This window comes from Vibrio sp. 10N.261.52.C11 (assembly GCF_041471405.1).
Classification (GTDB): Bacteria; Pseudomonadota; Gammaproteobacteria; order Enterobacterales; family Vibrionaceae; genus Vibrio; species Vibrio crassostreae_C.
In genome coordinates this window covers 18,174-31,321 of record NZ_JBFROI010000016.1, presented here as the reverse complement: position 1 = coordinate 31,321, position 13,148 = coordinate 18,174, and the positions used below count along the sequence as shown (strand labels likewise).

Annotated in this window: 9 protein-coding genes; 3 read left to right on the top strand and 6 right to left on the bottom strand. The window is 45.2% G+C overall.

Features of this window, described 5'->3' with window-relative positions:
* Nucleotides 1-368: 368 nt before the first annotated feature.
* A complete protein-coding gene (locus AB4323_RS06700) occupies nucleotides 369-3,020 on the top strand; it encodes a beta-N-acetylhexosaminidase (protein ID WP_372151981.1) in 2,652 nt (883 codons plus the stop codon).
* A gap of 535 nt (nucleotides 3,021-3,555) precedes the next feature.
* Nucleotides 3,556-4,248, top strand: a complete 693-nt coding sequence (locus tag AB4323_RS06695) for an oligogalacturonate-specific porin KdgM family protein (RefSeq protein ID WP_017064150.1) — start codon at nucleotides 3,556-3,558, stop codon at nucleotides 4,246-4,248.
* A 254-nt stretch (nucleotides 4,249-4,502) separates the two neighbouring features.
* On the opposite strand, the gene AB4323_RS06690 is transcribed toward AB4323_RS06695, so the two are convergent.
* Entirely contained in the window at nucleotides 4,503-4,943 is a 441-nt protein-coding gene (locus AB4323_RS06690; protein WP_372151979.1) for a DUF411 domain-containing protein, read from the bottom strand.
* Nucleotides 4,933-7,737: a copper-translocating P-type ATPase gene (locus tag AB4323_RS06685; protein ID WP_372151977.1), complete on the bottom strand. Its 2,805-nt coding sequence runs from the start codon at nucleotides 7,735-7,737 to the stop codon at nucleotides 4,933-4,935. The genes AB4323_RS06690 and AB4323_RS06685 overlap by 11 nt, the downstream gene beginning before the upstream one ends.
* Nucleotides 7,738-8,037: 300 nt before the next feature.
* Between AB4323_RS06685 and gltX the strand changes: the two genes are divergently transcribed.
* The gene (gene gltX, locus AB4323_RS06680; RefSeq protein ID WP_017064147.1) at nucleotides 8,038-9,465 is read left to right on the top strand and encodes a glutamate--tRNA ligase; all 1,428 of its coding nucleotides are present in this window, start codon (nucleotides 8,038-8,040) and stop codon (nucleotides 9,463-9,465) included.
* A gap of 84 nt (nucleotides 9,466-9,549) precedes the next feature.
* Here gltX and AB4323_RS06675 read toward each other — a convergent pair whose 3' ends face one another.
* Genes AB4323_RS06675 through AB4323_RS06660 form a run of 4 tightly spaced genes read right to left on the bottom strand, consistent with a single transcriptional unit; the run spans nucleotide 9,550 to nucleotide 13,148 of the window.
* On the bottom strand, nucleotides 9,550-10,773 hold the full coding sequence (locus AB4323_RS06675) for a beta-ketoacyl-ACP synthase (RefSeq protein ID WP_017062286.1): 1,224 nt from the start codon (nucleotides 10,771-10,773) through the stop codon (nucleotides 9,550-9,552).
* A complete protein-coding gene (locus AB4323_RS06670; protein WP_017062285.1) occupies nucleotides 10,770-11,495 on the bottom strand; it encodes a 3-ketoacyl-ACP reductase FabG2 in 726 nt (241 codons plus the stop codon). The genes AB4323_RS06675 and AB4323_RS06670 overlap by 4 nt, the downstream gene beginning before the upstream one ends.
* A complete protein-coding gene (locus AB4323_RS06665) occupies nucleotides 11,492-11,956 on the bottom strand; it encodes a hotdog family protein (protein ID WP_017062284.1) in 465 nt (154 codons plus the stop codon). The genes AB4323_RS06670 and AB4323_RS06665 overlap by 4 nt, the downstream gene beginning before the upstream one ends.
* On the bottom strand, nucleotides 11,949-13,148 hold the full coding sequence (locus AB4323_RS06660) for a beta-ketoacyl-[acyl-carrier-protein] synthase family protein (protein WP_372151975.1): 1,200 nt from the start codon (nucleotides 13,146-13,148) through the stop codon (nucleotides 11,949-11,951). Before AB4323_RS06660 ends, AB4323_RS06665 begins: the two co-directional genes overlap by 8 nt.

Here is a 13,148-nt window from a genome sequence, read left to right as displayed (position 1 = left end):
TCGATTTTGACGGTGTTTTTTAACGGTTTTTTTTGAGAACAATGTCACGTTGTTTGTACGAAAAGTATAACAATACGCTGAAACTCTAAATCCTTTCTGACTACCAATGACACGATTTTATGAAATCGGTAAAAAAGATTGTGATTCATTTCTCAAATTTTACGTCAAAATTAAAATGACGGAAGTGCCGTTGCTTGTAACTTGATGATTTTATTTAAATTAAATTTATCAATATTTTTGAGATTTGAAGCCGATCACTTTATTAGCTCGATTTAATTCACGGTAAAAAATAAGCCCATATAGTTTATCTAACTTTCGAAGCGCTCCATTTTGCTTCTTACTCAATTTTTAATTTATGGGTGAATACGATGTTGAAGAGAAACTTACTATCTGTAGCGGTATTGGCTGGCCTAACAGGTTGTGCAGTAACGCAAGCACCAGAACAAAAAGTAGTGAATGCACTGGCTGATAATCTTGATGTTCAGTACGAAATTCTAACTAATCATGGTGCGAATGAAGGCTTGGCTTGTCAGGACCTAGGTGCTGAATGGGCGTCATGTAATAAAGTGAACATGACGCTAACCAATGACGGTGAAGCGATTGACTCTAAAGATTGGAGCATCTACTTCCACAGTATTCGTCTTATTTTAGATGTTGATAATGAGCAATTTAAGATCACTCGCGTTACTGGTGACCTTCACAAGCTAGAACCTACTGAAAAATTTGACGGCTTTGCGGCTGGTGAAGAAGTGGTTCTTCCGTTAACGAGTGAATACTGGCAACTGTTTGAAACTGACTTTATGCCAGGTGCATTCGTGACGGCGCCAAACGCAGAACCTAAGATGATTGCATCATTGAATACAGAAGATGTTGCATCGTTCGTAACTGGTCTAGAGGGTAATAACCTTAAGCGTACGCCTGATGATAATAACGTAATGGCGACAGCGGTGACGCGTTTTGAAAAGAATGCTGATCTAGCAACGCAAGACGTATCAACTACTTTACTACCAACGCCAATGTCGGTAGAAGCCGGTGAAGGTTCAGTTAGCATTGCTGGTGGTATTGCCCTACCTAAAGACGCATTCGACGCTGAGCAATTCGCAGCAATTGAAGAACGTGCAGATGTGGTAAACGTAGATGTGAGTGGCGACCTACCTGTGAGTGTCGCTGTTGTTCCTACTCAGTTTACGGGTGATTTAGCGAAATCTGGCGCTTATGAACTAAGCATCTCGGAAGAGGGGATTGCAATTAAAGCGTTTGATAAAACGGGTGCTTTCTACGCAGTTCAGTCTATTTTTGGCCTAATAGATAGTCAGAACGCTGAATCATTACCACAACTGTCAATTAAAGATGCGCCGCGCTTTGATTATCGTGGTGTGATGGTGGACGTTGCTCGAAACTTCCACTCAAAAGATGCCATCCTAGCAACGCTAGATCAAATGGCGGCATACAAGATGAATAAACTGCACCTTCACCTAACGGATGATGAAGGTTGGCGTTTAGAAATTCCAGGTTTACCAGAGCTAACGGATGTAGGGTCTAATCGTTGTTTTGATTTGGATGAACAAAGCTGCTTACTGCCTCAGCTAGGTTCTGGTCCAACAACAGACAACTTTGGCTCTGGTTTCTTTAGTAAAGCGGATTACGTCGAGATCCTAAGCTACGCTAAAGCGCGCAGCATCGAAGTTATCCCTGAAATTGATATGCCAGCACACGCTCGTTCAGCTGTGGTATCAATGGAAGCGCGTTACACTCGTCTCATGGCGGAAGGCAAAGAAGCAGAAGCGAACGAATACCGCTTGATGGATCCGCAAGATACATCGAATGTAACCACGGTTCAGTTCTACGATAAGCAAAGCTTCATTAACCCATGTATGGAGTCATCAACTCACTTCGTCGATAAAGTAATCTCTGAAGTGGCGGCAATGCACCAAGAAGCGGGCGTACCGCTAACGACTTGGCACTTCGGCGGCGATGAAGCGAAAAACATCAAGTTAGGCGCAGGCTTACAAGATATTAATGCAGAAGATAAAGTGGCTTGGAAAGGCAACATCGATTTGTCTAAGCAAGATAAGCCGTTCCAACAATCACCACAATGTCAGTCATTGATCGCTGATGGTACTGTAAGCGATTTCGGTCATCTACCAAGCCACTTCGCAGAACAGGTTTCTAAGATTGTTGCTGAGAAGGGTATTCCCCACTTCCAAGCATGGCAAGATGGTCTGAAATACAGCGAAGGCGAGGAAGCATTTGCGACCGAAAGTACACGCGTGAACTTCTGGGACGTTCTTTACTGGGGCGGAACTTCATCAGTATACGATTGGTCAGCAAAAGGGTATGACGTGATTGTCTCTAACCCAGACTACGTATACATGGATATGCCATACGAAGTTGATGCAGCTGAGCGTGGTTACTACTGGGCAACACGTGCAACCGATACTCGTAAGATGTTTGGCTTCGCACCAGAAAACATGCCACAAAACGCAGAAACATCATTAGACCGTGATGGCAATGGTTTTACTGGTAAAGGTGAGGTTGAAGCGAAACCTTTCTACGGTCTGTCAGCTCAACTTTGGTCAGAAACAGTACGTACTGACGAGCAATATGAATACATGGTGTTCCCTCGCGTATTGGCAGCAGCAGAGCGCGCATGGCACCGAGCAGATTGGGAAAACGACTACAAGGTTGGTGTTGAATACTCTCAAGAAACTAACTTAGTGAATAAGCAAGCGTTGAACAGCGACTTTAATCGCTTCGCGAATATTGTTGGTCAACGTGAACTGGCTAAGCTTGAGAAAGCGGGCATTGATTATCGCCTACCAGTACCGGGCGCTCAGGTTGTTGATGGCAAGCTAGCGATGAACGTTCAATTCCCAGGCGTAGAGCTGCAATACTCTGCTGATGGTGAAAACTGGTTAACGTACGATGAGCAACAACGTCCTTCGGTTTCAGGTGAAACTTACATCCGCTCTATCTCTGAAAGTGGCGAGAAAGTAAGTCGAGTGACCTCAGTTAAATAATTGATAAGCAACATTAATAGAAGAGCTCCCTCGTTATTATCTTACTCAAGGTAAAAAGTGGGAGCTCTTTTTGTTTAAGGCGAGTTAAGTCTTTCTCTTAAACAGAAACTATAGAAACCGTCTTTGTTTATATGGTCAACAATGCACATAAGGTGACTTTAATCCCAAAAGTGACGCGCTTCTCATTATTCTCTTCAAAAAATAAGCCCCCTGTAAAAAACTCTAAATCAGATGTGATTCAACTATCTAGATCTAATTTTTCTTCGTGAAATAACGTGATCCCGATCTGTATATTTTTCCATCTTAAGTTTTTTATCAATTTTTATGTTTTTAAGTTGTTGATTTTAAAGTTTTAAATAACTTGTTTTTTTTTGATAGTGAGAGGGATCACTCTGCTGTCCCTTTTATTTTTAAACGCGAATTAATTCGAGCAACATAGATTTCATGCCAGGGAGGCTACCAACTACTCAAGCGGTGAAGGTGAATGATGTACCGAAGATGTGCCGCTGAAAAAATTAAACTAAGGCAGTTTACTATGAAAAAAATTATCGCTCTAAGTGCTCTTTCTCTTGCTTTCGCTTCTAGTGCTTTTGCTGGTTCTTCTTACGTAACGGGTAACATCCAAATTCATGACGATGGCCGTATCCACGGTTCTGACATGACTTCTACGCTAGAAGCTGGTCACACGTTTGACAACTCTCTAGGCGGCTTCACGGTTTATTCTGAGTTTGATGGTATCCAACTGGGCAAACTTGAATCTGAAAATGGCGGTGCAGGTAATACTACTCCAGGCATCACTGTAGGTGGTGAGCAATCTTTCAACATCACTGACAACCTATGGGTTGCTGCGGGTTACCAACACCTATTCTCTGCAGGCGAAAGCATTCAGTTCCGTCCACTAGTTAAGATCGGTTACAACTTCGACAACGGCATCTCTATTAGTAACCGTACTCGTGCACACATCGATGATACTTCAGCTAATGCTGACACAGATTACCGTATGGATAACCGCATTGCTTACACAGTGAATGCTGACCTAGCGCTTAGCTACAACAACGTATACATGATTGATGCTGAAGCGATGGACCACGAGTTACGTGCAACATGGACTCGTCAAGGTGTTCAACCTTACTTTGAATTCCGTAGCCAAGCTAACGGTGTAGATTTCGCAAACGGCGATTCTAAGCAGAACAACGCATTCGTATTCGGTGCTTCTTACGGCTTCTAAGCTGATTCGCTTGGTTGCTTAGATTATTAGCCGAGTGAACTTCTTTGTTAAATAGCTTTGTTGTTGAATAACTTCTTAGCTAATTAGCGAAGGGAAAATAGCGGTACTAACAGCCCGGTTGGTGCCGCGACAAGATTTGCTTTACTGTCCAAAAGCAAAGAGCCTAGCAAGTAAACCACAGTCTTGGGTTTACTGAATGCTAGGCTCTATTTTTATGACTTCTTTTTATTGCTGTGTGTTGGTCTGTTTAGGTTCTATTTTCCGTTGTAGTGACGGTATTCAAACACCTGACCTTTTTCATTAAACGCATACACAGAATACTCGTTCTTCTTATCGCCATACTCCATGCCTGGCGAACCCATTGGCATACCCAGAACCGCTAAACCAATCGCATTACGTGGTGGGTTTTCTAGAAAGGCTTTAATGTCATCTGCTGGAATGTGTCCTTCAAATACGTAACCGTCGATCTCTGCAGTGTGGCAAGAGGCTAACTCCTGTGTTACCCCTAGCTTCTGCTTGATTGGGTTCATATCATCGTGGAGCTTCTCAGTAACATCGAACCCAGCATCTCGCATATGTTCTGTCCATTCTGTGCAGCAGCCGCAGTATGGAGATTTGTGGTTTAGAACATCAGTAGCTAAAGCTTGTCCTGAGATTGCAGCGAGTGCAGTAAGAGTCATAATTTTACGAATCATGGTTAACCTCATGAATATGGTTTTTGTTGATATTAGAATGAGTGGGTTTGAACAGTCTTAATCTGTTGGCATTGCTGACTACGGTGATTGATGACATCGCCATCGCAGCGCCTGCAACGACAGGGCTAAGTAAAAATCCAAAGAATGGGTAGAGCACACCAGCCGCAATTGGAATACCAAGTGAATTATAGATAAAGGCACCAAACAGGTTTTGCTTCATGTTTCTCACGGTCGCTTGGGAAAGCTCAATCGCGTTACTGACAGATAATGGCGACGAGTTGAGTAGTGTCATTTGCGCACTTTCAATCGCCACATCGCTGCCGCTACCCATTGCTATGCCTATATCTGCTTGAGCAAGTGCAGGCGCGTCGTTAATACCGTCTCCGACCATGGCAACACTCTTATATTGCTGTTGCAGCTGAACAATGTGTTGAGCTTTCTGCTCAGGAAGCACTTCTGAAATCACTTCGTCGATACCGACGTTTTTACCTATCGCTTGAGCTACAGAGTCGTTGTCGCCCGTTAATAGCACAGTGTGAATTCCGGCGGATTTTAGTTGAGCTATCGCCTGTTTGCTATCTATTTTTAACACGTCTGAAATGCCCAATATGCCTTCCAGTTTTTGGTCAATCGCAATGAAAATAGGCGTCCACGCTTGCGAGCGGCAAAGCTCGATGAAATCCGCGCCAACCTCTGTATTGATACCTAATTGGGTGAGGTACTTAAGCGAGCCAACTTGCACTTTCTTGCCGTTAATTGTTGCTTGAACCCCAAGCCCTCGTTGGTTTTCAAATTCGCTGTGTGGGAGTACTGAAACTTCCAAGCTCTCTGCATATTGGCAAACGGCTTTGGCAAGTGGGTGCTCAGATCCTACTTCTACTGAATAAGCACAAGCCAGTAATTCTTGTTCTGATAAATCGCCATAAAAGGCTTGCTGAACGGTTGGCTTACCTTGGGTTAATGTGCCTGTTTTATCAAACACGACAGCATCAATTTTGCTTGCAGATTGCAACACATCGGCATCTTTGATCAGAACGCCAAACTCAGCGGCTTTGCCAACGCCGACAGTAATTGAAAGTGGTGTCGCAAGGCCTAAGGCACATGGACAAGCGATGATCAGCACTGTGGTTGATACCACTAACATGTAACTGGCGCTTGGTTGTGGGCCAACAAAAAACCAAACTAGGGCGGCAAAAACTGCGATCGCAACCACAACTGGAACGAAAACGGCAGAGATAGAGTCGGCAAGCTTAGCAATCGCAGGCTTGCTGCTTTGCGCTTGGCGAACCATTTGAATGATTCGAGCCAGCATAGTGCTTGAGCCAATTCCCGTCGCTTCAATGATCAGGCTGCCATCACCATTAATGGTTCCTGCTGAAACGCCATCATTAATCGATTTAACGTTGGGCAGTGGTTCGCCAGTCAGCATGGATTCATCGATATAAGATTCACCCGAAACCACGACACCATCGACAGGGACTTTTTCTCCCGGCTTTACTCGAACTTGCATGCCAACTTGGATGGCCTCTACGGCGATGGTTTGTTCTTTGCCATCGACAATCACCACCGCTTTTTGAGGTTGTAGGTTAATCAAAGCTTGTAGTGATTTTGTGGTGCGAGCTTTGGCTTTGGCTTCAATGTAGTGGCCCAAAGAAATTAGACCAACGATCATCGCACTCGCCTCAAAGTAGACATGGCGAGAGGCCTCAGGGAACCATGACGGAATCAACACAACTAGCATGGAGTAGAACCATGCTGCGCCTGTACCCAAAGCAACTAACGTATCCATGGTCGCGCGCTTGTGCATCAGTGATTGCCAAGCATTGGTGAAGAAGCTACGACCTGAAGTGGCTAGCAGTACCAAACAGACGACACCGATTAAGCCCCAAGCCAATTGGTCGTTAAATGTAGCAATAGTCATGCTGCCACCAAACAGACCCCACGCCATCAGCGGAGCACCGATAAGCAGCGCGCTTACCGAATTTTTTAGGAAAGCTTTTTGGGTACGAAGTTGTTGTTCTTGCTGTTTTTGTTGTTGAGTCGCCGCGTCATCAACGAACTCTGCACCATAACCTGCGGTTTTCACCGATTCTATTAGAGCGTTTTCAATGATGTCTCTTGTTTGAGAGGTGAAAACTAAGGCTGTCTGTTCTGCGAGATTGATCTGAGCTTGGTCGACGAACTCATTCTTTTTCAGTGCTTTCTCTACCGAAGAAACACAACTCGCACACGTCATTCCCTCAAGAACAAGGTGATAGGTATATTGGCTAGCTGCGGTTTTATCTTCACTCTTTTTATCTGCTTGTTCGTCTTCTAAATCTGAACTCGATGAAAGGTCATTCGTTTCTGAGTAGGGAGCTGCGTGGTAACCCAGGCTTTCGACCAGCTTAATCACCTCAGACTCAGAAAGCAGAGTAACCAGTGATAATTCCTGTTTGCTGACTTCTAGGTTTAAGGCTTGCTCAGTTTGTTCAAGCGCTTTAGTCAGTTTGCTCACACACTTGCCGCAACTCAGACCGGATAGCGAAAGGTGCAGCTGATTACCCATAGAATAGCCAAGCGTTGCTAACTGTTCGTTGAGCTGAATGTAACTAAATGGAGTCGAAATATCGATGTAGGTCGGCGATATGTCATTAATCATCGTGCTGTCGAGATCGCTAAACAGTGTGCGAACTTTCTTCGCGCAACCCATGCAATTTAGGCCGTTGAGCGCCGTTGTGTAGTAGTTCATATCGATACTCCAATTCTCATCTACGCCTAACATAAACCTTCCCGTAAGGGTAAGGTCAAACATAAATTCAAGAATTTGATCTTGGTGGAGTGCTAGCTGGTGGTTTCAGTTTGGAATGGAAGAGGGAAATTAAGAATGTGCGGCTATAATCTACTTGCTAAGACTATCTATTTACGACTTTAAGGGCGTAATTGGCCTTTCAATAACGGCTTTCGTACAACAACAGCGCATTAATCATTCACTACTGATTGTAGATTTAAGCGGTGGTGATAAAATAGCGCCCAAAATTTAGTGATGTTTGACTATTGCAGGCCTTGTAATGGCGAGCACTAAAAGAATCACCTACATAATCAAGGTATTTAAATGACGGTTAAAACTCGTTTTGCTCCTAGCCCAACTGGCTATCTTCACGTTGGTGGTGCACGTACTGCACTTTACTCTTGGCTATTCGCTAAGAACCAAGGTGGTGAATTCGTTCTACGTATCGAAGACACGGACCTTGAGCGTAACTCTCAAGAAGCGGTTGATGCAATTCTAGAAGGCATGCAATGGATGGGTATGGAATGGGATGAAGGTCCTTACTACCAATCTAAGCGTTTTGACCGTTACAACGAAATGGTTGATAAGCTACTTGCTGAAGACAAAGCATTCAAATGCTACGCGTCTAAAGAACTGCTTGATGAAATTCGTGCAGAGCAAGAAGAAAACAAAGAAATGGCTCGCTACGATGCTAACCACCCTAAAATTGTTGCAGCAAACGAAGCAGCAAAAGAAGGCGATGCGTGCGTTATCCGTTTCCGTAACCCTAAAGAAGGCAGCGTAGTATTTGATGACCAAATCCGTGGTCGCATTGAAATCGCAAACAGCCAACTTGATGACCTGATCATTCGTCGTACAGACGGTGCACCAACTTACAACTTCGTAGTAGTAGTGGATGACTGGGACATGGGTATCACACACGTTGTTCGTGGTGAAGACCACATCAACAACACACCTCGTCAAATCAACATCTATGAAGCACTAGGCGCGCCAGTTCCAACGTTCGCTCACTGTGCAATGATTCTTGGTGATGACGGTGCGAAACTTTCTAAGCGTCACGGTGCTGTTTCTGTAATGCAATACCGCGATGAAGGTTACCTACCAAATGCATTAAACAACTATCTAGTTCGTTTAGGCTGGTCTCACGGTGACCAAGAGATCTTCTCTCAAGAAGAGATGATTGAATTCTTCAGCCTGAAGGCTATCAGCAAGTCTGCTTCTGCATTCAACACTGATAAGCTACTTTGGTTGAACAACCACTACATCAAGACTTCTGAGCCTGAGTACGTTGCTAAATACCTGCAATGGCACCTAGACGCACAGAAGATCGATACAACAAATGGCCCAGCTATCACTGAAGTGATCAAGCTAGTTGGCGAGCGTTGTAACACGCTTATCGAACTTGCTGAGCAATCTCGTTACTTCTACGAAGATTTCTCTGAGTTTGAAGCTGGTGCAGCGAAGAAGCACCTACGTGGTGTTGCTAAAGGCCCACTAGAGCTTGCTCTTGCTAAGGTTGAAGCACTTGAAGATTTCACTACTGCAAACATCAAAGATGGTGTAATTGCAGCTGTATGTGAAGAGCTAGAGATCGGCATGGGTAAAATCGGTATGCCACTTCGCGTAGCAGTAACAGGCGGCGGTCAGTCTCCTTCTGTTGATGCAGTGATGGAGCTTGTTGGTAAAGAGCGCGTAATCGCTCGCATCAAGATGGCTCTTGAGTTCATTGCTGAGCGTGAAGCTAACGCTTAATTTGAGCGATTGATAGAATCAAAAAAGGGTCAGTAACTTGGTTACTGGCCCTTTTTATTTACTTAGCGTTTTATGTAGCTAAGCTTAGACTTTCTTGAAGATGATAGAGGTGTTGATTCCACCAAAAGCAAAGTTGTTGCTCATCAAGTATTCAACATCCAATTCGCGACCTGAGCCCGTGATGTAATCGAGCTTGCCGCACTGTTCATCGACATTCTTAAGGTTTAGGGTTGGGCTGAACCAACCGCTATGCATCATCTCTAGGCTGAGCCACGCTTCAATTGCACCACACGCACCAAGCGTATGGCCAAAGTAACTCTTAAGAGAGCTGATTGGTACTTCACCAAAGATATTCGCTGTCGCGTTACTCTCTGCAATATCACCTTTTTCAGTCGCAGTACCGTGCGCAGAAACATAGCCAATCTTCTCAGCTGGAAGTTGTGCGTCTCTCAATGCTTTCTCCATACAGATTTGCATGGTTTCCATCTGAGGTTGAGTCACATGAGCCGCATCACAGTTGCTCGCAAAACCTATGATTTCTGCGTAGATCTTTGCGCCACGAGCAACAGCATGTTCGTACTCTTCAAGGATCAGGGTTCCAGCGCCTTCGCCGATAACCAAGCCATCACGCTCGCTGTCGTATGGGCTAGGGGATTTCTTGGGTGTGTCGTTTTTTAAACTGGTAGCGAAAAGGGTATCGAAAACGGCAGACTCAGTTGGGCATAACTCTTCACCACCACCGGCAACCATTACGGTTTGGTAACCATGCTTGATCGCTTCATAGGCGTAACCAATGGCTTGGCTTCCTGAAGTACAGGCGCTGCTGGTGGGAATCACGCGGCCACGCAGACCAAAGAACAGACCTACGTTTACCGCGGCTGTGTGTGGCATCATTTGAACGTAAGTAGTTGCTGTGATTGCTCGTGTCGACTTCTCGTTCAGCATTACTCCGAAAGCACCAACCGCATCGGTACTGCCAGTTGAAGAGCCGTAAGCGATACCAGTTTCGCCATTGGTCAATACATCGTGACCAATTAAGCCGGCTTGCTCCAATGCATTCTCAGTCGCAACGGTAGCTAGGCGTGATACACGGCCCATGCCACGCACTTGCTTACGCTTGTAGTGTTTAGGCAGTTGGAAGTCATCAATAGGCGCGGCAAGTTTTGTGTTGAGACCATCATATTGCTCGAAGCTTGGCATATATTGAGTCGCATTTTCACAGGCCTTTAGCTTAGGCTCTATCTGTTGCCAGTCGTTACCAAAAGCAGTAACACCAGACATTCCAGTTACAACAACGCGGCGGGTCATACTAAGCCTCCATTTACTGAAATCACTTGGCGAGTTACGTAGCCTGCAATATCAGACATTAGGTAGCTGACTAGGCCGGCTACTTCTTCCGGCTCACCCATACGGCGCAGTGGTACTTGAGGAAGTGCATGATCTTTCACGTGCTCGTCAACCATACCTGTGTCAATTAAGCCAGGAGCGACACAGTTTACCGTGATCTTGCGTTTTGCGAGTTCTAGAGCAAGAGACTTAGTTGCGCCAATCACCCCCGCTTTTGCTGCAGCATAGTTAGTTTGACCACGGTTACCCATAATGCCGGATACCGACGCTAGAGTGACGATACGGCCACCTTTACGCTTTTGAACCATAGGCATTACACAAGGGTGAAGTACGTTGTAGAAGCTATCTAGGTTGGTATGGATCACACCATCCCACTCTTCTTCCGTCATCGCGGGGAATGCAGTGTCACGAGTAATGCCCGCGTTGTTCACTACACCATAGTAAGCACCATGTTCAGCGATATCAGACTCAAGCTTTTCGCGACACTCGCTTCGTTTGCTGATATCAAATTGAATAAGACGTCCAGCGCCACCCAGTTCGGTGATCGACTTTAGCGTCTCTTCAGCACCTTGCTTGTCACCCATGTAATGAACGGCGATTTCAAACCCGTCTTTCGCGAGTTGAATAGCGATCGCTTTACCAATACCTTTACTGGCACCAGTGACTAAAACCTGACGGCTCATGATGGGCTCCTAGTTTTCATTTCTTGTAATTTTTGTTCGGTCGGCACGTAGACGTTGAGTTGGCATTGAGCCACTAACTCACCTCGGTCTTCGACTCTTGCGGTAAACACAGCCATACCGCTGTCTTCCATCATCTGTTCGGCGTAGATATCAAGGGTCTGACCTTGAGTAAACTCATCACACAGTGATTTATAGCGACGAGAGCCGAGTAAGAATCCGATTGGGGGCGTGGTGCCGTTTTTAAGTGCGTGATATCCAGACCATGCCGCTACAGACTGCGCCATAAACTCGATTCCAACATATGCTGGTACCGTTTGAGATTCGGCGTCAAAGAACAGATTATGGTCACCAATATCGACCTGACAGTGGATCGACAACGCCTCTACGCTGATAGCACGATCGATTAATATCATCGGATCATCGTGAGGGAGAAGTTGGTCTACAGAAGGGATATCAGTCATTTACTACACCAAAAATCAGGCTAATGTTGTTGCCACCAAAAGCAAACGAGTTGCTTAAGATGTTCTTTGCTTTAAGTTTCTGTGAACAGTTTACCAAATCAATCTCAATATCTTCAGCTTTATCCTGACATTTTTGTAAGGGAAGCGGTAAGTCATATTTCAAAATATGCCACGCAATTGCAGCCTCAATCGCACTTGCTGCGCCTAGAGTATGCCCGGTCAGCGGTTTGGTAGAACTGACGGGAACCTTGTTTGCAAAAATACGATGAATGGCTTTACTTTCCATCGAATCATTGAGTGGTGTTGCAGTACCGTGAGCATTGATGTAACCGATGTCCTCTGCTTGTAACTGTGCAGAATATAAAGCTTTTCTCATCGCTTGCTCGGCGCCATTTCCTTCAGGGTGGGGCGCTGAAATATGGTGGGCGTCAGAGCTGTCACCACAGCCTAATAAGGCAATGTTTGACGTGTCTTGTGCTGCATTAACACTGGCTAGTTTTGTTTTGCTGAGCAACATAAATGCCGCCGCTTCGCCGATATTGATACCATCACGAGAGGCGCTAAACGGCTTACAATGTGTCGTTGATAGTGCTTCTAGGCCATGAAAACCGTTGAGTGTCAGCTTACATAAGGTGTCCACACCACCGACTAACACAGCATCAGCCATGCCTGAATCTAGCAAACGTTGCGCAGTGAGGAACACACGACCACTGGATGAGCAAGCCGTTGAGACCGCATGGCTTGGCCCGGTTAATGAGCAGTATTGGCTAACGAACTCGGAAGTGTTCCCTAGCTCTTGTTTTGAGTAGTGATAATGCTCGGGAAAAGAACCTTGGTCGAGTTTGTGTTTAAAAGCGGCTTCACCGTCCGCAATTCCCGAAGTACTGGTGCCGATAACCACTGCAATTCTATCTGCGCCAAACTGAGACTTTGCTTGCTCGATAGAATCTTCAATTTGGTGAAGAGCCGACAGCGCCAGTTGATTGTTACGAGTGGCGTATTGCGTAAGATCTGAAGGAATTGGTGGCAGCTCACCCGCAATTTGACCAACGACAGTATGTTTACCATCGTTCAGCATATCATTCACTTCGACCATATTTGATTCACGCTCGTCTTTCAGACAACCATGAATGTCTGAAAGACTTGAGCCTAACGCTGAGTGGAAGCCACAGTCTTGGATGTAAATAGGCAT

Coding starts and splice junctions, on each gene's coding strand:
- AB4323_RS06700 (WP_372151981.1), top strand. CDS start 369: ATGTTGAAGAGAAACTTACTATCTGTAGCGGTATTGGCTGGCCTAACA.
- AB4323_RS06695 (WP_017064150.1), top strand. CDS start 3,556: ATGAAAAAAATTATCGCTCTAAGTGCTCTTTCTCTTGCTTTCGCTTCT.
- AB4323_RS06690 (WP_372151979.1), bottom strand. CDS start 4,943: ATGATTCGTAAAATTATGACTCTTACTGCACTCGCTGCAATCTCAGGA.
- AB4323_RS06685 (WP_372151977.1), bottom strand. CDS start 7,737: ATGTTTGACCTTACCCTTACGGGAAGGTTTATGTTAGGCGTAGATGAG.
- gltX (WP_017064147.1), top strand. CDS start 8,038: ATGACGGTTAAAACTCGTTTTGCTCCTAGCCCAACTGGCTATCTTCAC.
- AB4323_RS06675 (WP_017062286.1), bottom strand. CDS start 10,773: ATGACCCGCCGCGTTGTTGTAACTGGAATGTCTGGTGTTACTGCTTTT.
- AB4323_RS06670 (WP_017062285.1), bottom strand. CDS start 11,495: ATGAGCCGTCAGGTTTTAGTCACTGGTGCCAGTAAAGGTATTGGTAAA.
- AB4323_RS06665 (WP_017062284.1), bottom strand. CDS start 11,956: ATGACTGATATCCCTTCTGTAGACCAACTTCTCCCTCACGATGATCCG.
- AB4323_RS06660 (WP_372151975.1), bottom strand. CDS start 13,148: ATGCCTATTTACATCCAAGACTGTGGCTTCCACTCAGCGTTAGGCTCA.